18 protein-coding genes are annotated in these 20,454 nt (G+C 42.4%); 12 read left to right on the top strand and 6 right to left on the bottom strand.

The genetic code is table 11. The annotated features are described in order from the left end of the window. The first annotated feature begins 27 nt into the window (after positions 1-27). The 8 genes from H2672_RS04380 to H2672_RS04415 are packed head-to-tail and all read left to right on the top strand — an operon-like array spanning position 28 to position 11,936. Positions 28-2,436, top strand: coding sequence for a hypothetical protein (locus H2672_RS04380; RefSeq protein WP_186669401.1), 2,409 nt, complete (start codon positions 28-30; stop codon positions 2,434-2,436). Beyond that, positions 2,433-3,362, top strand: coding sequence for an ABC transporter ATP-binding protein (locus H2672_RS04385; RefSeq protein ID WP_186669403.1), 930 nt, complete (start codon positions 2,433-2,435; stop codon positions 3,360-3,362). Before H2672_RS04380 ends, H2672_RS04385 begins: the two co-directional genes overlap by 4 nt. Position 3,363: 1 nt before the next feature. Next, positions 3,364-4,215, top strand: coding sequence for an ABC transporter permease (locus H2672_RS04390; RefSeq protein ID WP_186669405.1), 852 nt, complete (start codon positions 3,364-3,366; stop codon positions 4,213-4,215). A 15-nt stretch (positions 4,216-4,230) separates the two neighbouring features. Further along, positions 4,231-5,691 (top strand): hypothetical protein, encoded by a 1,461-nt coding sequence (locus H2672_RS04395; protein ID WP_186669407.1) that lies wholly within the window; start codon positions 4,231-4,233, stop codon positions 5,689-5,691. A 21-nt stretch (positions 5,692-5,712) separates the two neighbouring features. After that, positions 5,713-6,708, top strand: a complete 996-nt coding sequence (locus tag H2672_RS04400; RefSeq protein WP_186669409.1) for an AAA family ATPase — start codon at positions 5,713-5,715, stop codon at positions 6,706-6,708. Next, positions 6,705-7,577 carry a DUF58 domain-containing protein gene (locus H2672_RS04405; protein ID WP_186669411.1) on the top strand — a complete coding sequence of 291 codons (873 nt, stop codon included), beginning with the start codon at positions 6,705-6,707 and terminating at the stop codon, positions 7,575-7,577. Before H2672_RS04400 ends, H2672_RS04405 begins: the two co-directional genes overlap by 4 nt. Positions 7,578-7,591: 14 nt before the next feature. Further along, a complete protein-coding gene (locus tag H2672_RS04410; RefSeq protein WP_186669419.1) occupies positions 7,592-9,355 on the top strand; it encodes a vWA domain-containing protein in 1,764 nt (587 codons plus the stop codon). Beyond that, positions 9,339-11,936 (top strand): VWA domain-containing protein, encoded by a 2,598-nt coding sequence (locus H2672_RS04415; protein ID WP_186669421.1) that lies wholly within the window; start codon positions 9,339-9,341, stop codon positions 11,934-11,936. The genes H2672_RS04410 and H2672_RS04415 overlap by 17 nt, the downstream gene beginning before the upstream one ends. 71 nt (positions 11,937-12,007) lie before the next feature. On the opposite strand, the gene H2672_RS04420 is transcribed toward H2672_RS04415, so the two are convergent. Next, on the bottom strand, positions 12,008-13,201 hold the full coding sequence (locus H2672_RS04420; RefSeq protein WP_186669423.1) for an MFS transporter: 1,194 nt from the start codon (positions 13,199-13,201) through the stop codon (positions 12,008-12,010). 211 nt (positions 13,202-13,412) lie between these two features. Between H2672_RS04420 and H2672_RS04425 the strand changes: the two genes are divergently transcribed. Beyond that, positions 13,413-13,643, top strand: coding sequence for a hypothetical protein (locus tag H2672_RS04425; protein ID WP_186669425.1), 231 nt, complete (start codon positions 13,413-13,415; stop codon positions 13,641-13,643). Here H2672_RS04425 and H2672_RS04430 read toward each other — a convergent pair. From H2672_RS04430 to H2672_RS04450, 5 genes are read right to left on the bottom strand one after another with little or no spacing between them, the layout of a single operon-like run. Then, entirely contained in the window at positions 13,624-14,697 is a 1,074-nt protein-coding gene (locus H2672_RS04430; RefSeq protein WP_186669427.1) for an ABC transporter substrate-binding protein, read from the bottom strand. The two genes, H2672_RS04425 and H2672_RS04430, sit on opposite strands and share 20 nt — an antisense overlap. Further along, complete coding sequence (locus H2672_RS04435) at positions 14,694-15,494, bottom strand: ABC transporter permease (protein ID WP_186669428.1); 801 nt, start codon at positions 15,492-15,494, stop codon at positions 14,694-14,696. Before H2672_RS04435 ends, H2672_RS04430 begins: the two co-directional genes overlap by 4 nt. Then, complete coding sequence (locus tag H2672_RS04440) at positions 15,478-16,302, bottom strand: ABC transporter permease (protein WP_186669430.1); 825 nt, start codon at positions 16,300-16,302, stop codon at positions 15,478-15,480. Before H2672_RS04440 ends, H2672_RS04435 begins: the two co-directional genes overlap by 17 nt. Further along, on the bottom strand, positions 16,292-17,398 hold the full coding sequence (locus H2672_RS04445) for an ABC transporter ATP-binding protein (protein WP_186669432.1): 1,107 nt from the start codon (positions 17,396-17,398) through the stop codon (positions 16,292-16,294). The genes H2672_RS04440 and H2672_RS04445 overlap by 11 nt, the downstream gene beginning before the upstream one ends. Positions 17,399-17,415: 17 nt before the next feature. Further along, positions 17,416-17,958, bottom strand: a complete 543-nt coding sequence (locus H2672_RS04450; RefSeq protein ID WP_186669434.1) for a helix-turn-helix domain-containing protein — start codon at positions 17,956-17,958, stop codon at positions 17,416-17,418. Between the two features lie 299 nt (positions 17,959-18,257). Here H2672_RS04450 and H2672_RS04455 point away from each other — a divergent pair, with 299 nt between their 5' ends. The 3 genes from H2672_RS04455 to H2672_RS04465 all read left to right on the top strand — a co-directional run bounded on the left by H2672_RS04455 (position 18,258) and on the right by H2672_RS04465 (position 19,858). Continuing rightward, on the top strand, positions 18,258-18,581 hold the full coding sequence (locus H2672_RS04455) for a hypothetical protein (protein ID WP_186669436.1): 324 nt from the start codon (positions 18,258-18,260) through the stop codon (positions 18,579-18,581). Positions 18,582-18,779: 198 nt separating this feature from the next. Beyond that, entirely contained in the window at positions 18,780-19,322 is a 543-nt protein-coding gene (locus tag H2672_RS04460; RefSeq protein WP_186669438.1) for a peroxiredoxin, read from the top strand. Between the two features lie 83 nt (positions 19,323-19,405). Then, positions 19,406-19,858: a TlpA family protein disulfide reductase gene (locus H2672_RS04465; protein ID WP_186669440.1), complete on the top strand. Its 453-nt coding sequence runs from the start codon at positions 19,406-19,408 to the stop codon at positions 19,856-19,858. The last annotated feature ends 596 nt before the right edge of the window (positions 19,859-20,454 follow it).

Here is a 20,454-nt window from a genome sequence, read left to right on the forward strand (position 1 = left end):
AAGTCTACATGACAGGAGGAGAATGGTATGTGGAGAAAGTTTGCGCTGTTTTTGGTTTTGCTAATTGGATTGATTGTCTTCATTCCGGAAATCAATGCTCTTGCAGCTCCAGATTTAAAAGTAAGTGTTTCGGCAGGCATCGATGGTAAAGCGAAGGAAGGAAAAGGTGCACCTATAATAATTGTGATCGAAAACAGTGGAACTGCATTTAGCGGTGATCTTGTAATTGATGTACCGAGTTATTTCACGATAGGAAGTGGGGAAGCAATCCCCCTAGATGTCGGTGCTGGGGAGACCAAAACGATTTCGCTTGTTATCCCGAATATGACCGATATGAATAATATGTATGGGGGAATGGCGAACACGAAAACGATATTCCTATACGAAGGTGGATGGGAAAAAGGGAAGGAAATTGTACATAAAGGTTCACAAAAGTTAACGACGACGATGTATTATGACGATTCTAAATTTATCGTAACGTTTACGGATAATCCGGATCGTCTAGGCGCTTTGAAAAATAGCCGGGTTTTGAATGCTGCGACTAGCCAAATCATTAGCGCATCGAAAATGGGTGAACCAAATTTTCCTGAAGAAGCGGCAGGATGGGGAGCGGCAGATTTTATCATTATCGATGAATATCCACTCGCCGATTTATCTGAAAGGAAACAGAATGCGTTGTTAGGGTGGGTTCGTTCAGGGGGCATCTTAGTAATCGGGGGTTCTGACAACGTGAAAGCGGAGACGGGTGTCTTTTCAGACCGGTTACCCCTGACGTTGAATGGGAGTTCCGATGCGAATCCTGAGGTTTTCAATAAGTGGGCGGGAACAAAAGGATTCGAAGGTACTATCCCTACCTATTTATCAGAATTAAATCCGGGTGCATTGTCCCTACTTGAAGATGAAGGTAATGTCCTCGTTGCCTATTCCAATTTGGGCCAGGGAAAGATTGTCCAGACGGCTTTCTCGTTCGGCGATGACCCAATAGCTAAAATGGTTGGAATGCCTGCATTCTGGGGTACATTATTTGATAAGACGGGACATTCAAATCAATGGGGGCACAATCCTCATGACAATCCGAGTAATGCGATTGTCCAGACGGTAGGTAGTACCAACGAATTGTTTCCTTCATTCAAAGTGTCTGCGCCATTAATTTTCGGAATAATTATTTTCTATATTATTCTTATTATACCAGTGCTTTACTTTATCCTTAAACGGAAAGACAAACGAGAATATGCATGGTGGATTATTCCTTCCATAGCGATACTGGCGTCTATTGCTATATTTGCATACGGAGCGAAAGATCGAATTGGAAGAGCACAAATTCAACATTCCGCAATATTAAATGTTGAACAGGATGGTAGTTTGGTAGGGTTTTATGCGGAGTCAATTCTAACCAATAAATCTGGGAACTTTACATTTTCCGCACCTGCTGAAACAAAGCTTGGTGCTTCGTTGCCGAATAATGACCCTTTCACGTCCAATCAAGGGACCATCCATAAAAAGGCGATTGTTGAAAAGGATGCAGCAGGTACGACAATGCATCTTCGTAACATTGGCTATTGGAATGTAGGGACAGTTTATGGAGAAACAAGGATTGAAAAGCAAGGGAATTACGCCATCCAATTGAATGTCACGGATAAAAAATTGACGGGTTCAGTGACGAATGAATTTCCGTTTGCATTGAGGGATGTAGCTATTTGGTCAGGAACAAAACTGATTCCAATCGGAGATCTTGGACCGGGGGAAACGGCCCAAGTGGATGAAACGTTGAAAACCTCTACGTTGCTTCCAAGAAAATCGATGTTCAATTCCTATATGAATCCTGCACCAGTCAATATGGATGACCTGACGAAGATGAGGAAAGATAGCATTCTGTCGTTTTCCGGTGAATATATGAACAAGACTTCGAGTCCAGCCATAATCGGTTATACGGATACACAGATTGTTCCTATTGAACTTCTTAAGGTAAAACCTTCTGTGTCAGCATTAACGATACTCGTCCAACCGGCAGTGGTAGATGTAACGTTGACCGATGCGTTTACAGTTGAACCTGAGATGATGGAGATGTCGATGCTGTCAGAGGACGGACAGTTTCAGCCAGATTCACAGGGTTATGGTACAGACGAATATTACTTTAATGAGCCAGTGTACAATCAAACTTGGCAATTACCAGAGGGATTAATAGGGAGGAACATGAAATGGACTTCGCTAGAACTTTCGAAAATACAAAAACAGCTTTATGATGTCAGCTTATTAAATGTGCGGTCTGGCCAATTCGAGCAGTCAGAGTCAGGGAAATTGGTTAAGACGGAAAATATAAACGACTATATAACACCTGATGGAAAAGTTGTTGTCCGAATCAAATTTCATGATGAAAAGAATGGCAATCAAGGCCGTGTTCCTATGCTCAAGCTGAATGGGGAGGTGTCGCAATGATAGAGATAAAAGGACTTACAAAAAAGTATGGTCAATTCAAAGCGCTTGATAATTTGAATTTGACGTTAAGTGAAGGAACAGTTTTCGGATTTGTTGGTGCGAACGGAGCTGGGAAATCGACGACATTCCTCATTCTTGCGACCTTATTGCAACCGACGGCGGGTGATGTCTTGATCGACGGAGTGAATATCCGGAAGAATCCGGAAGCCGTGCGAAAAATGATTGGTTATATGCCAGACTTTTTTGGCGTCTATGATCAGCTGAAGGCGGATGAGTATCTAGACTTTTACGGTGCGAGCTATGGCATTCCAGAAGCAGAGCGGCAAAAGCTTATTCCGCAATTGCTGGAACTCGTGAATCTGTCACATAAGCGTCATGCGTACGTAGACCTTTTATCGCGGGGAATGAAGCAGCGACTTTGCTTGGCGCGCAGTCTTATCCATGATCCTAAAGTACTTATTCTTGACGAACCTGCATCTGGACTTGATCCTCGTGCACGTGTTGAAATGAGAGACATCCTAAAAACGTTAAAAAACATGGGCAAGACAATTTTAATTTCGTCGCATATTTTGCCTGAACTAGCGGAAATGTGTGATGAAATCGGGGTAATAGATAATGGTCGTCTCATCGCGCATGGCTCTGTTGCTGAAATTCAGGATAAACTGCGAGGAGAAAGGGTTATTACGGTCCGATTGGTTGGACAGCTTGACAGCGCAATCGCATTTTTCGAAGAAGATCCGTACGTGTTGAATATCGAAAAGTTGGATGCTGATGATGGCATCAGATTTTCATATAAAGGAACAGAAGAAGACCAAATCATTTTGTTGAAGCGAGCTATCATGAATAATATTCCAATCCTCTCATTCATGGAACATGTGACCAATCTGGAGGATGTGTTCATGGAAATAACGAAAGGAGCCGATTAATATGAAGATGAATTTCAATAATCCGGTCCTCTTTAAAGAATTAAAATTAAGGTTCCGCTCACCAAAAAGTTTCATAGGTATCCTATTCTACTTGATAGCGATGTGTATTTTTGTTTTTGGTTTTATCTTTGCGACAATGACGATGTCAGGGACGTCTTATTTCAGACCTAGTGAAAGTTTCATCTTGTTCGGACTGTTAGCATTTATCCAATTAGGACTTGTGTTATTCATTACACCGGGTTTGACGGCTGGAGCAATTAGCTCGGAAAGAGAAAAACAAACGCTGTCAATTTTATTGACGACATCACAAAGTTCATTTCAAATCATTACAGGAAAGTTGTCGTCATCAATTGCATTCCTGTTGCTGCTTATTGTGGCGGGACTACCGATCTATAGCCTAGTATTCTTATTCGGCGGTATTTCTCCCCTGGACTTTGTTAAAGTGTTCTTCTTCTTATTTGTTACGCTTCTTGCAATAGGCAGTGTGGGTGTTATGTTCTCTACACTCATTCGCCGGACGATTGTTTCGATGATAGCCACGTATGGAACAATGCTGTTCCTATCGGTTGTCACCGGGTTTATATTCTTGATTGTACTGCAAATGACAGCGTTCAATCACATGGGAACAGGTACACCGTCACCTTCAATGCTTGGGCATATTATTGCCTCAATTAATCCAGCAATCCTCTTCGCATCATTACTTTCGCAGGGAATGGGGGATAGTATTTCGGAAATGACACAAGTGAAATTCCCGATTTGGATTGGCTATCTTATTTTCTATTTGTCACTTACGGTTATTTCACTATTTATAGCAGTAAAGAAGCTGCGTGTTAATATGAAACGTTCAAAATAATAGGGAGATGGGCAAATGGAAAGGAAATCATTATTGGGAAAATATATACGGGCTACTTTGTACCGGCTGCGTTTTGAAAAAATGATCTATACGGTGCAAACGGGAATGTTTGCTGCCACCCTTTTCGCGGTACTTATTGTTGTTGCTTCTAGACTATTTGTCCTTCCTTATTATGGACGTATCGCGCTTGTCGGGACCGTATTGATACTTGTTGCGACAATCGTTTTCATTGTCTATAAAAGATACAAGAACGACGATGCGGTAAGGCAGCTTGACGAATTTATGCCAGATAATCTTCTTATTACAGCGATGGATATCAAGGTCAATGAAACACATCTTGCTCCTGCTATCATCGTTGCAGCCGAGTCAAAAGTGGCGGATGCATTTGAGCGGTTTAAAAAAAGGAAGAAACGGTATGTAAATTCAAAAATGCTAGGTGGATTTATTATTGTCTCTGCTTGTCTCGCCCTATTAGTCACGTTTCCATCTGAAGCACAGTTGGAAGCGGGAGCGATTGAAAAGGAAAAAGAAATTATTGAAGAGATGAAAAAAGAAGTGCAGGATTTGATTGGAAATGCTGAACTTCCTGAAGTGAAAAAGGAATTACAGGAACTCGCTGAAAAGCTTTTGAAGGCGGAAACGTCGGAAGAGGCGTTGAGGGAACTTGTTAAGAAACAGAAGGAATTACGATTGAAAGAACAACGTCTAGCAGACAAAAAAGAGATAGCTAAGACATCTGGTGATCCTGCGGATTCGTTAAGTGATGAGGAAGAAAAGGAACTTAGCGAGCTTAAGGAACTTACGGATAAACTTGCACAAAATGCAGGAGAAGCACATAGCGCGTTGAATGAAATTGGTAAAGCGCCAGCATTACCTGCGCTTGCAAGTTCAGGGAATAATTCATCTTCAACATCGAGTGACACTAAACCAGGTGCATCAGAAGGAAATGGTGAAGGCAGCGGTAATGGAGAAGACCAAGGAGAAGGAGAAGGAGAAGGAGAAGGAGAAGGAGAAGGAGAAGGAGAAGGAGAAGGAGAAGGAGAAGGTCAAGGCCAAGGTCAAGGTCAAGGTCAAGGTCAAGGTCAAGGTCAAGGTCAAGGTCAAGGTCAAGGTCAAGGTCAAGGTCAAGGTCAAGGTCTAGGTCAAGGCCAAGGCCAAGGCCAAGGCCAAGGTCAAGGTCAAGGTCAAGGCCAAGGCCAAGGTCAAGGTCAAGGCCAAGGAGGAAGGAGCCTTCTTTCAATCCCGAATAATCGTGTAGGTGAAAAAAACGCCCCATCGATTGTTGGTGGTGAACTTGGTGAAGGGGATTTCATCGAGGAACGCGAAACAAATGGTCCCGTTGACAAAGGGACCATCCGGCCTTACAAAGAAGTTGTTGGAGATTATAAAGATTCTTACTTGAAAAGTACGGATAAGATGAAGTTGCCGCCAGATTTGCAGCACATCCTCTCAGATTACTTTTCCTCAATCGAATGAAGACAGAATGGGAGTGTATATATGCCATTTACACCAGAGCAGTTTGAAGAAATGAGTGGAAAACTAGGGTTAGTTAAGGAGGAAATCGGAAAATTTATCGTTGGCCAACAGGAAGCGGTCGAGTTTTCTCTCTATTCGATATTGGCAGATGGGCACGCACTGTTGGAAGGGCTGCCCGGTCTTGGAAAGACAATGCTCATTCGAACGATTTCAGAAGTGCTCGATTTGTCATTTTCAAGGATTCAATTTACGCCTGATTTAATGCCTGCTGACATAACGGGGACAAGCATCTTGGAACGCAATGAAGAAGGGATGCAGCGCTTCACTTTTAAAGAAGGACCGATTTTTAGCCAGATGGTATTAGCGGATGAAATTAACCGAGCTACGCCGAAAACGCAAAGTGCCTTGCTTGAAGCGATGGGTGAGAAAACAGTAACAGTACTAGGGGAGACACGACAAATGGCACGTCCGTTTTTCGTTCTTGCAACGCAGAACCCGATTGAAATGGAAGGTACTTATCCATTGCCAGAAGCGCAGATGGACCGTTTTCTTTGTAAAATAATTTTGCCGTATCCATCGAAATCTGAACTGAAGGAAATAATTCTGCGCACAACGGGACCACAACATATCGATATTCAAAAAGTAATGGATGCAGAAGAAATCGTCATGGCGCAAGAAATGGCCAAAGAAGTTGTTATTGCGGATGAAATGATTAATTACGCGGTCGATCTTGTTTCAGCAACCCACAACCACAGCGGTTCTTCGGATGACTGGACAAAATATGTCCAGTACGGAAGCGGACCACGGGGACTTCAGTCTATTATCAGACTCGCTAAAGCGCGTGCGCTTGTGTCGGGGCGCTATCATGTATCCATTGCGGATATTAAAACAGTTGCTAAACCTGCACTGCGTCATCGCATTCTCATCAACTATGAAGGGGAAGCAGAGGGCGTTGACGTTGATGGTTTGATTGTTAAGTTGCTTGAAGAAGTACGGCAAGGAGCATCGGTGCAATGAACGGTGAACTGTTTCCTAACGGGTTAGCGAAGAGGCTTGGCGCATTATCGATTCTATCTCGGTCAGGCCGTCTCGGGCATCATAAAGGGACACATCGTTCAAGAAAGACGGGTTCCTCCCTTGATTTCTCCGATTTCAGAGAATACCATCCGGGTGATGATTTGCGCCATATCGATTGGAATGTTTATGCCCGAACAGATAAACCTTATATTAAGCAGTTCCTAGATGAACAAGAGATGCGCATTCATATTTTACTGGACCCGACGAAGTCCATGGGGGCAGACGGAAAATGGAATTATGCCCGTCAACTGGCAATAGCGCTTGGGCAATTAGCACTTAAGAGCGGAGATACCCTGTCGTTTTCCACTTGGACTGATGGGCAGGATTACTTTTTTAGAAAGAAAGGCACCGCGCATCGTGCTTCTGTGACGAAATTCATCACGGCGATTGACGCTCCAGGGTCAACAGAAAATTTCACTGACCGAGCACTTGCGTCTATTCCAAAAGCAGTAACGGTGTTGTTCATCCTGACAGATGGACTTGAAGAGGTCGGAAAGTGGGAACATCTATTTCGCCGTCTGCCTGGGATTTGCGGTGACGTACGTGTTGTAACGATTCACTCAAAAGCGGAGGAAGAACCTAATTACGAGGGAGATATCCGATTTGTCGACATCGAAAGCGGTGACGGAATTGAAGTGACTATGACGAGGCGTGCGGTCCAAGATTACCTGGAAAAGAAATCAATACATGAAGCACAAATGACAGCGCTAGCCCGCAAATTTGGTATTCAACTCATTCGTGCAGAAGTTGCTGAAGGTGTCATGGAAACCGTAACAAAAAAAATGCGGCACGCAGGATGGGTGCGATAGATGGAGGCGGCTAAGTGGGATTTGATAAGTTAGTGAATGGATGGACGGTGGTTTTTCCTATGGCCGTCCTTCTCTATTACTTTTTCCGAAAACGCTACGAAACGACAACAATATCATCAACATTATTTTGGGAACAATCGATGCGGGAAACACGGGTGTCTCCTTACTTGAAAAACTTGCAGCGGAATGCCCTGTTTTATCTGCAAATGGCGGCACTTCTGCTACTTGTATTTATTTTAGTAGGGCCTTATCTTACTAAAGAAGAGGCGGTCGGTGGTCATACTATTCTTATAGTGGACACGTCTGCGACTATGCTTGCTAGCAATGAAGGAACTACATTATTTGCGCGCAATCAGGAAGCGATGAAGGAACTTGTCGCGAGTCGCCTGGGAGAACCAATCACAATTATGACAACTGGGAAAGAGCCCATTATAGTTATACGGGAAGAAACAGACGGTGATGCAATCACGGCCGCTATCGACAAATTAGCCGTTACATATGAACATGAATATATGGAACGGGCAATTGAGTTCGCAAAGTCAATCACTGCAACAGATGGTGCTGCTATTCATATTTATACGGATTCACTAGACCAAGCAACTTTTTCTGAAGGAGAAAGCGCCATCGCATGGACGATTCATGGTGATGAATTACCTAAAGTCAATGTATCCATCGATCAATTCGGTGCTGTCAAAACGCCTGAAGGAACGGAAGCCATTATCAGGATTACCAATGATTCCACTGATGCTAAAATCGGAGCCGTACATATTAAGGATCTACAAACCGGTAACTCATTGAAAGTCGAAACCTTTTCTATTGAAGGCAAGGAAGAAGTACTTTTATCGTTCAAGGAGTTACCTGAAAGTAAATTATTACGTGCCGAAATCGTTGTAGAGGACGACTATGAAGCCGATAATACGGCCTACGTTTTATTAGGTAATGAGACGGGGGAGGCCGTTGTCGACGGGCAATTGCATGAGTTGGTAAAGAGAGCATTTGAAGCTGTGGGATTAACCGTTACAACTGGTTCCACGAATGAAATGCTAGCCGCACAGGACGGATCCATTATTGTGACAAACGATGTGTCATTCCTTAAAAAGGGAACGAAGCCGGTGGTGATTATTGGAAGGGATGATAAATCCACTGAACCAGTTGCAGGCGCTGTTAGAAATACCTCAGATCCACTGTTTACGATTGCAGATATAAGTGAGGTCTACGTAAGTGCCTTGTATCCGCCGTTTAAATCGTATACGACAATCGCGACTGTGGGCGATAAACCGTTCATTCAAAAATCCAAGCGTGGCGACATTGTCATACTTGCTGATATTGAACTGACCGACTGGCCACTTCATCCGTCTTTCCCGTTATTTGTTTGGAGTTCCGCTGAATTATTGCGTTCTGAAACAGATTCTTTAGGGTTATTTGTGCCTAATGAACGCAAAGCAGTTCTTTCAGGTGGAACAGAGAATGGACTGGAAATCTATACGATAGATGATGAATATGTAACGACAATTGCGGATGGTTCGAGTTTCATCGCGCCAGCACGTCCGGGTATTTACAAAGCGCTGGACGGAGGAGTCGAAAAGATGTTTGCTGTTCAGCTTGAGCGGTCAGAAAAAGAGCTAGATCAGGGTTCATCATATAAAATCGGGCGCACGGAAAATGGGAAAGGGAATGAAGAGGGGAAAAATAGGATTGGCTGGTTATTCCTTGTGCCACTTTTGCTTCTTCTACTAATTGAATGGGAGGTGCAAAGAAGACGTGGATATCCGAATTGATCAGCCATTATGGCTATTATTATTCATCCCAATCGCTCTCTATATGGCGTATACATGGAAATCATCGGGCATGCGGCTTGTTGGAAAAGGGACCATTCTCTTTATCTTGAGATGTACTGCAATTGCTGCTCTCATTTTTGCACTGGCAAATCCTTTTGTGACGCTGCGTGCAGATAAAGAACAAATATTGTTTGTCGTGGACCGCTCTGTATCTATTGAAAGTGCCGGGAACATGGCGGATAAATGGATTACAGAAAGTTTGAAAGGCCGTCAAGAGAATCAGTCAGTTGGACTGTATTCATTCGCAGAGACGTTCCGAACAGATTTACAGCTGACGGATGCAGACGTAGCACTTCCGGTAATAGGACAGATGGAACCGAAAGATGCAACCGACATTGCGAAAGCGATTGACCTTGCTGCTGCAGTGGCTAAAAATGATAGTGCGACACGGATTGTGTTACTGTCTGATGGTTTGGAAACGGTGGGCAAGGTCGAAGAGTTATTGCCTAAATATAATGAAGACCGTGTGATCATTGACACTGTTTTACTAGAACGACCAGGCAGTGCAGACGCCTCAATTACGATTTTTGATACGCCACTAACTGCTTATGAAGGAGAGAAGCAGCTGCTACAAGTTGAAGTGGAATCATCTACTCGAACTACTGGTGAACTGCTCATTTATCAAAATGATAAGGAAATCATCAAAGAACCGGTGACACTTGAGCCTGGTAAAAACACTTTTTCATTCCGTACATCGGCAACCGGAAGCGGACTGCTGAAATACGAAGCCAAACTCCTTGTATCGGATGATAGCTTTTTAGAAAACAACCGAATGCTGTCCGTCACGATGATGGAGCGTTCCCCACGTGTTCTTATTGTACAGACGAGCCGAAATCCATCAATCATCCCAGCACTGCTGGATAAAAATGCGATGACTGTAGATGTTGTCGATGCGGAACAATTACCGGAAACGCTGTCGGGTTATCTAGGCTACGGCGCAATCATTTTTGATAATGTGCCAGGGCATGTGGTTGGTGAAGATAAGATGACGATCATTGAACAGGCAGTAAAGAACTTTGGTACAGGCTTCATGATGGTCGGAGGAGATGAAAGTTTCGGGCTTGGCGGTTATTTCAAGTCTCCAATCGAACGGCTTCTACCAGTCGAGATGGAAGTGAAAGGAAAAGAATCGCTCCCTTCGCTCGGTCTAATGATTGTTATGGACAGATCGGGAAGTATGTCTGGTTCGAAAATCATCTTGGCAAGAGAAGCGGCTGCCCGTTCGGTTGAGCTTCTACGTGATGATGACACATTTGGTTTCACTGCATTTGACGATCAAGTATGGGAAGTCATTCCAATCGGTAAGCTTGGAGATAAGAAGGAAGCAGTCGAACAAATCCTCTCTGTACCAGCTGGCGGGGGGACGGATATTTTTCCAGGCATGCAAAAAGCATATGATGATCTTGCGGATTTGAAACTGCAAAGGAAGCATATTATTTTGATGACAGATGGCCAATCACCGATGCCTTCGGATTATGAAGATGTGATTGCGGAAGGTCGAAAAAATAATATTACGATGTCGACGGTTGCTATCGGTTCAGATGCGGACTGGTCGCTATTAGAAGATCTTGCGGAAAATGGTGGCGGAAGGTTTTACGACGTAGTCGATGAGTCGACAGTACCTGCAATACTGGCTAGAGAAACGTCGATGATGACGCGGACATATATCGAGGATAATCCGTTTTATATGACGCTGGGTGGTATTCCTGAATGGACGTCTTTGTTTAGTGAAGGGGTTCCGCAAATGAATGCCTATATTGCGACGACTGCGAAGACTACAGCAACGATTGCGGGGCTTAGTCATAAAGATGACCCTGTCATTGCTGAATGGATGTATGGTCTTGGCAGGACAGTTGCATTCACATCTGATTCAACAGGGAAATGGACGGGGGACTTAGCAAGATGGGGCGGCTACCCAGCGTTTTGGAATACCGCGGTGGCACGATTACTGCCGTCTTATGAGGAAGTCCCTTATATTATCACGCACGATAGAGGCGGCACCTATACGGTGACAGACAGTTCTCGTAAGGCAGCATTCCTCGACATAGCCGTCGTCGATGAAGCGGGGAAAGAAGTGCCATTTACCTCAGAGCCACTTGCTCCCGGTAAAGTACGTGTAACTGTTGATGCCAAACCGGGTCTTGTATTTTTCGGTGTATCGGATGATAAAGGCGGATTGTTCGAAGCCGGTCTGTCGGTGCCGTATAGCGATGAATATAAACCGACAGCTCCGAACCTAGCACTGATGACTAAAATTGCCGAACGAACAGGTGGAAAAGTGTTGGAAGCACCGACAGAAGCATTCCGCGATCATCCTTTTAAAAGTGGCGAAAAGATCCGAATTGCAGAATGGCTAATTTTAGCATCGATGATTTTGTTCTTTATCGATATCACATTGCGCCGTTTTGGTATGTTTAAAGGGCTTACGAAGAAACGTCTGGTACGTGAACAAGCTGTCAAGGAGACATCGACAGCGGGGGAAAGTATTTCTGAATTATTGAAGGCGAAGAAGAGGCGATGATTTAATAGATTTCATCCGAAAAAGCGCTATCACACTGGAAGTTTTCCCGTGTGATAGCGCTTTTATTATCATCATAAACTTGATAGCAAATCCCCGTTCCGTTTTGCCCAATAAGATGCAATGGTGAAACAGATGAGTAGGATAACAGTACCAATAATATATGGATAGATGATATTGATATCGAACAAGATGCCGGCAAGTGCCGGTCCAATCATATTTCCAAGACTCATGTAGGCAGTCATCATGCCTGCTGCAAAACCTTGTTCTTCACCGGCAAGTTTCGAAACGAGTGTGTTGACGGCTGGTCGCAGAAGGGATGTTGCAGTGAAGAAGATTGTTGCCACGAAAAGAATCATAAAGAAGGAGTTAACGAATATAATACCAATCATTGCAAAAGCTGCGATGACAAGATTCACCTGAATAACGCGCATTTCTCCAAAACGCTTGAACAATTTGTTGATGACAAATGTCTGAGCAATAACTCCAACAAATCCTCCAACTGTAATAATGACAGCGATTTGAGCGGGTGTATAGCCATATTTATGGTCTACGTAAAGAGAAATTGTAGATTGGAAATTAGCCAAACCGAATGAAAAGACAAACATAACAATTAGCATGACAAAGTAAGGAGTTGTCGCTGAGCGTTTCATCTGCTTGAAAAGATTTTCCCTTTTATTCTTACTCCCAGGTTCGCCTGTGCTTCGCGGTGTCGGATTCGGTAATGCAAAAATGGAAATAAGCGCTGCCGTTAGGGCTGCAATTGTTGCAATGTAAAAAGGGAACTGTAGGCTAACTTTTGAAAGGAATCCGCCGATTGCAGGTCCAATCATGAATCCTAGGGACATGGAAGCACCTAGCAGACCCATGCCTCTTCCTCTGTTTTCATAAGTTGTAATATCGGCAACGAATGCCATCATAGGCGGTACGATAAATGCAGAGCCAAGACCAGAAAAGAAACGTGAGGCATAAAGCATCCATAATTCGGTGGATAGTCCGAATGCAAGTTGTGATAGACCAAAAATGATTAATCCTATAATAATTAACTTTTTACGACCATGTTTATCGGATAAATCGCCGGCAATCGGAGAAAAGATAAATTGTGCAAATGAGAACATGGCAATTAGAAAGCCGAGAGCCTGACCAGCAACGCCAAACGTGCCCAGGTATTCAGGCATAATTGGAATGATAAGACCGATGCCAGCCATGGCGATGAACATATTGAACATTAAAACGTATAAGGCGAAATTGTTAGATTTGACTGCCATAAGTATCCCAACTTTCCAAACTGTTTCGTGTCACTAAAGTATAGTACCACAATCTGTATGTGGTTACCTTGTTTGCGACTTGTGTACAAAAAGTAAAGACGACTTCCGCATGTGCGAAAGTCGTCTTTATATTCGGCACTATTTATTTAGAATTAACTAGGTGGTATACCTCACTAGTATAACGAACAAATCTAGCGAAGGAGCGACACTAATGAAAGGCAGCCCAATATCGCCGCGTCCTGCGGCAAAGGCTGCACACCCGCATCCTGCAGGCGCCGGAGCAATAAGACCTAGGAGGGATGTAGTTCAATCCCTCCCCAGTGATTTTCTGACGTTCTTATTGCGTAAGGCCATCACCAAGCGACAAAGCGGTGTTGGAAGAGCAGTCTATTTGTTAAGTGCTGATTATATAGATCACATTCTTATTTCATATCCATTTTGAATTCCAGGAACAATTCATTATAATGGCCCAGCATCTCAAGACCAAGATTTCTATATACTTCAAGGTGACTGCGCGTTTCTTCATCGGGATAGAAACGTTCATCTTCTGTCACTTCAGGATCCATCAGATCGAGAGCCGCCAAATTAGGTGTAGAATAGCCGACGTAATCGGCATTTTGTGCCGCAACTTCAGCGTCGAGCATGAAGTTGATAAAAGCATGCGCACCTTCGATATTTTTTGATGTGCGAGGAATAACCATATTATCGAACCACAGATTTGAACCTTCTTCAGGAACAATATAATTGATATCCTCGTTCTCATACATCATATCTGCAGCTTGACCAGACCATGTAAGTGAGATGGCAGCCTCTCCGTTAATCATCAGTTGCGTCACTTCATCCCCGATGACAGCTTTGATATTAGGGCTAAGTGTTTTCAATTTATCTGTCGCTTCACGCAATTCGTCCATATTGGTGGAGTTCAATGAATAGCCTAATGAGTTTAGCCCCATTCCGATTGTTTCGCGTGCGCTATCGACAAGAATAACTTGTTGCGTAAGGGTCGGGTTCCATAAATCATCCCACTCTTCAAACGTCTGTCCCTCTAAAAGTGAAGAATTGTATGCAATCCCGACTGTTCCCCAAAAGTAGGGTAGTGAATATTCATTGCCAGGATCAAAAGGTAAATCGAGAAAATAGGGATCGATATTTTTGATGTTTGGAATTTTACTGTAGTCGAGTGGCAACAGTAAATCTTTTTCCTTCATCATTTCAATCATGTATTCAGAAGGCATCGTAATGTCATAGGATGTGCCACCTTGTTCAACTTTACCCATCATACCTTCATTTGAGTCAAACGTTTCGTACGTGACTTTAATGCCAGTTTCTTTCTCGAATTGTTTGAGTAAATCAGTGTCGATGTATTCACCCCAGTTATAGATGGTGATTGAATTCTTATTGGCATTTCCTCCGCCTTCATTTAACTTTCCGTTAATGAGCAGTAAAATAGCGGAAATAACAATGATCACTACCGCACCACGCAAAATACCTTTCATTTCTTCACCCCCGAAAGCGGTGTTTTGGTTTTGCGGCTAACGGCGTAATAACCTAGAACTAGTACAACCGTCACTAAGAAGATAAGTCCCGATAATGCGTTAATTGTCAACGTAATTCCAGCGCGTGCCATTGAATAGATTTCAACGGACAACGTGGAGAACCCGTTTCCAGTCACGAAAAATGTTACGGCAAAATCATCTAGAGAATATGTCAATGCGAGGAAGAAACCCGCAAGTATTCCCGGTTTAATAAAGGGAATAATAACCCGTGTTAAAACGTCGCGTTTTGAAGCCCCAAGATCGAGTGCAGCATCGATTAGCGTTGGACTCATTTCCTGTAGTTTAGGGAGTACCATAATGACAACAATAGGGATACTGAAGGCGATATGCGAAATAAGTACGGAAGCAAATCCAAGCTTGACACCAATCATGGTGAATAAAATAAGGAAAGATGCACCGATGATAACGTCTGGGCTGACAATCAAAATGTTATTGAGTGACAATACGGCATTGCGCATCGCTTTATTGCGCATGAAAACAATAGACAATGCACCGAGCACACCGATTGCAGTCGAGACGAGCGCAGACAGCAAGGCAACGACAATTGTATTGATTAAAATGATAATTAGTCGTGTATCTTCAAATACTGCTGCGTAGTGTTCAAACGTAAATGATTCGAAATTGGACATGCCGCCGCCCGAATTGAACGAGTAAAAAATCAAGTAAAAAATTGGAGTATATAGAATAATGAACACGACTACCAAATAGAGTTTAGGAAGCTTACTTAATTTTTCCATTGATTGTCGTCCCCCTATCGCTACTGCTCGTAATCAACATGATGATAAACATAAATAAAATTAGGAATACGGCAATTGTTGAACCCATCCCCCAGTTTTGTGTAACGAGGAATTGTTGTTCAATCGCGGTTCCAAGTGTGATGACTTTGTTCCCGGCAATCAGTCGAGTAATCATGAACAGCGACAGGGCGGGGATGAAAACAACTTGAATTCCTGATTTAACACCATTTAACGTTAGGGGCCAAATGACGCGCCTGAATGTCGTCCATGAATTAGCACCTAGATCACGTGAAGCGTCGATAAGCGCAGGATTCAATTTATCAAGTGAATTGAAAATCGGTAAAATCATGAACGGGATGAAAATATAAACGGATACGAATACGAAACTGAAATCGGTGAATAAAATTTGCTGATTGCCGATACCAACTGTTTCTAACAATGCGTTTATTGGACCATAAAGTCCGAAAAGTCCAATGAAAGCGTATGTTTTTAGAAGAAGATTAATCCAAGACGGAATAATAATGAGCAATAGCCAAAGTTGCTTATGCTTCGTCTTCGTCAGGAAATAAGCGGTTGGATAGGCAAACAGTAACGTGAATAATGTAATTAGAAACGCATACCAGAATGAACTGATAGTCAGTTTCAAATAGACAGAAGAGAAAAAGTTTTTATAGTTGTCAAAAGTGAAATGACCTGCTAAATCAAAAAACGAATAGTAAATGATAAGTGCAATCGGCGTGATAACAAAGAGAAGAATCCAAGCTGTATACGGAATTGTGTACAGCGGGCGTAGCGGTTTATTGTTCATTATCCGATACCCCATATGCCTCAAGTCTAGCGTCAAATTCCTCTTCAGATTCGTTTAGGCGCATAACATGAATGTCTTCTGGATCAAAATCGAGTCCAACTTTCACACCGACTTCCGCTTTTTTAGTTGAATGCACAAGCCATTCATTACCGTCAGCATCGTAAGTGGATAGCTCGTAGTGAACACCACGGAATAATTGCGTATCAACTGTCACGTTTAGTTTCCCTTTATCGACAGTAGTGAGTTCCAAATCTTCCGGGCGGATAACAATGTCTACTTTCTCATTTGGATTTAGGCCTTTGTCTACACATTCAAATGTTTTCCCGGTAAATTGAACGACAAAGTCTTCAATCATTTTGCCTGGAACGATATTAGACTCGCCAATGAAATCAGCCACAAAACGGTTGATAGGTTCATCGTAAATATCGAGCGGAGTTCCTGATTGCTGGATTTCTCCTGCATCCAAAACAAAAATTTCATCGGACATTGCAAGTGCCTCTTCCTGGTCATGTGTAACGAATACGAAGGTTTTACCTAAACGTTGCTGTAATTCCCGGAGTTCATATTGCATTTCAGAACGCAGTTTCAAATCGAGTGCTGATAGCGGTTCATCGAGTAAAATAACTTCTGGATCATTTATGATTGCCCTTGCAATAGCGACGCGTTGACGTTGCCCGCCGGACATTTCTGCAATTTCCCGATTTTCATAGCCTTCAAGATTGACGAATTTCAGTGCTTCAATAACACGGCGTTTGACTTCGTCTTGTTTTACTTTCTTAATACGCAGCCCGAATGCAACATTTTCAAAAACATTCAAATGTGGAAACAGCGCATAGTCTTGAAAAACGGTGTTTACTTGTCGTTCATTGGCGGGTACGTCATTGATTTTATTTCCGTTGAAGAAAATTGTGCCTTCTGTTGGTTCGATAAAACCTGCGATTAGACGAAGGATTGTCGTTTTCCCGCAACCTGATGGACCCAGTAATGTGTAAAACTTCCCACGTTCCATTTCAAAGGAAACACTGTTCAATACGGTTGTATCATGGTTATATTTTTTTGTAACATTTTCAAATCGAATAATTGGCTGAGTCGTCATGCTGACACTCCTTTTCTTTATAAGTAAGATTCCGTCGCGACGAGCAGTATTTCGCTCGTTCCGTTGAATGCATTTGATAAACAGTGATGCTCGGATGCGTCATAGTAGACTGCATCTCCTTTTGAAGCAATGTGCTGTGTATTGCCAATGATCACAGCGACTTTTCCTTTTAAGACGTATATAAACGTTTCGGCAAGAGATGGCTCGAACTTTTTGAATTCGCCCTGTGCGTGAAATGTGATGTGGACAGGTTCCATTTCATTCTCATTTGATCTGGGCACTAACCAGCGGATGCTATATTTCATCTCATCATCCGTATAGATTGTCTGATTATCAGTTGAGTAGACAACTTGAACATTTTTTTTCGGTTCATCGAAAAAGTCTTTGGGTGTCGTTCCCAGCACTTCTAATAATGCGAAAAGCGTTTCAATAGAAGGAGAGTTCAGGTTGCGTTCTAACTGCGATATATGGCCTTTTGTTAAATCAGTCCGTTCGCCAAGTTCTTCCTGTGTCAGCCCTTTTTTTAAACGCAGGCTTTTAATCTTACTTCCAATCTCCACGGACATTCCGCCCCATTCGTAATGAAGTTTATTTATAGTATACTTCAAGTTTACTGAAAACCCTTTTTAATTATACGAAATTTCACCCGAAAATCAAGAACTATTTATGAAACAGGTAAAATAGGATACCAGCTTTTCATGTGATCATCATTTCATCTTTTGACATAATCTAATTGAACGATGGATGAAATATGTGAATGGGCAGTATTCAAAATTGTATTTTGCATTTTCATTCATGCTTTAGTGATGGAAATCTAGGCTATTCGTGGTATAATATAGCGAATAAAGGGGGGCTTTGATTGGGGAAAAAGAAAGTTTTTTATATGGACCCGGATAACCGTAAAAGGACAATGGAAGACCTCGGACTTAGTTGGGAATCAATTGGTAGTTTAATGGGAGATAAAAAAGAAGTAGAAGGCATATTTCTTATGAAAGACGGAAAAATCCGTAATTTACTAGAACTGCCCAATCACTGTAAAATCTGTCTTGATCAATTAGATTATAATGATGAACACGATTCCGTATTTTGCCAATCGTGCGATGAATGGCGTGAGGGTTCTTGTGGTGATCCAACCTGCGAATATTGCCTAGCGCGACCTGCGAAACCGTCTAATTGTAATTAACAATTACAATCTTTTTACCTCAAGTGGGAGAAGGATAATTATAATGACTGTATATACGTCATGAAATTGCCACATATTAAATGGAGCGCTGTTTCGACAAGGCACTCCGTTTGAAATGGGGCCATTTTTTTGTTAGTCTTGAAAAGGATTGTGCAGGCGAATGTCCTGGCACAAAAGAATTAGTGGAGGGGTTATTTAATGATTAACCGTATGGTAGGTAAGCAAGCACCAGATTTCACATTGGATGCGGTACTAGCAGATAAGTCTTTTGGTAAAGTAAGCCTTCAAGAAAATATGAAAAACGATAAATGGACAGTATTATTCTTTTATCCAATGGACTTCACATTTGTATGTCCAACGGAAATTACAGCAATGTCTGATCGTTATGATGAATTCGAAGATTTGGATACAGAAATTATCGGTCTATCTACGGATACAATCCACACGCACCTTGCTTGGATTAACACAGACCGTAAAGATAACGGCCTTGAGCAGTTGAAATATCCACTTGCAGCAGATACAAATCACCAAGTTTCACGCGACTATGGTGTGCTAATTGAAGAAGAAGGTATCGCACTACGCGGCCTATTCATCATCAACCCTGAAGGTGAACTTCAATACCAAACAGTATTCCACAACAATATTGGCCGTGATGTAGACGAAACATTGCGTGTGCTTCAAGCTCTTCAAACTGGCGGACTTTGCCCGGCTAACTGGAGACCTGGTCAGAAGACACTATAAGTAACAGTTGAAATTTTACCAAATGAAATCCCCGTGCATATATTAGCAGTGGGGATTTTTTTGAAAATGAAGGAGGAAAAAGCATGAAATTACGTGATCAATTACCTGAACTTGAAGGTGCAACAGCATGGTTGAATGGGGAACGAACAAAAGAAGAATTGGTTGGTGTAAAACCCACACTGGTTCATTTTTGGTCTATCAGCTGTCACCTATGTAAGGAAGCGATGCCTGAGGTCAATGAATTTAGAGACAAATACAAAGAAGATTTAAATGTTATCGCAGTCCATATGCCACGTTCTGAGGACGATTTAGATCTAGTTCAAATTAAATCAGTAGCAGCTGAACACGACATTACTCAACCGATTTTTGTCGATAGTGAGGCGACATTAACGGATAAATTTGACAACCAATACGTTCCGGCTTATTATGTCTTTGATAAAGACGGACAGTTACGTCACTTCCAAGCAGGCGGCGGAGGCATGAAAATGCTTGAAAAGCGCGTTAACCGCGTGCTAGATGAAATGAAAAAAGAGTAAAAGATCAGCCCGATTGCGCATTTGCGATGTCGGGTATTTTTAATGTTTATTAAAACATCTGTAAATTAATGATTTATTTGTATAAACTACTGGTGAGATGGGCTTGGGATACTCCATTTTCACAGGTATATTTCCGGCCCGCTTTCGACGAACTATTCAGGACAGTTTTACCGGGGGCAAGTGTGTTGTTGTGAATAGTCGCCTGTTGGGTACCTACAATATTTAAGTGGAAAATGCAGTTATTTGGGAAGAAAAGAGTAGATGACTTTCTAAAGAAAGTGTAAGTGCCCGAAGATGCAATTTCGGGCACTCTTACACGTTGTACAATGTGCTGCTTGCTTATTTTTAACAAAGAGTATGCATCTAATCATGTGATACCTAATAGAAAGTAAAGCTTCTTTAATAAAAAACCATATAGAAAGTTTTAGCCGCCAAAATTGCATCTTTGGCGGCTTTACTCCAGGTAAGAAGCTTGCAATTCTTTCGTCCCAAAAAACTTCAGCACTCCGTCTACTTATGCATTAGGAACGCGACGGATGAATAACCACCATAAGATTACCAAGAAAACGGTGTAGGGATGCGACAAAGTCGCATCC

Source organism: Sporosarcina sp. BP05, from assembly GCF_014282005.1.
In the GTDB taxonomy this organism is placed as follows: domain Bacteria; phylum Bacillota; class Bacilli; order Bacillales_A; family Planococcaceae; genus Sporosarcina.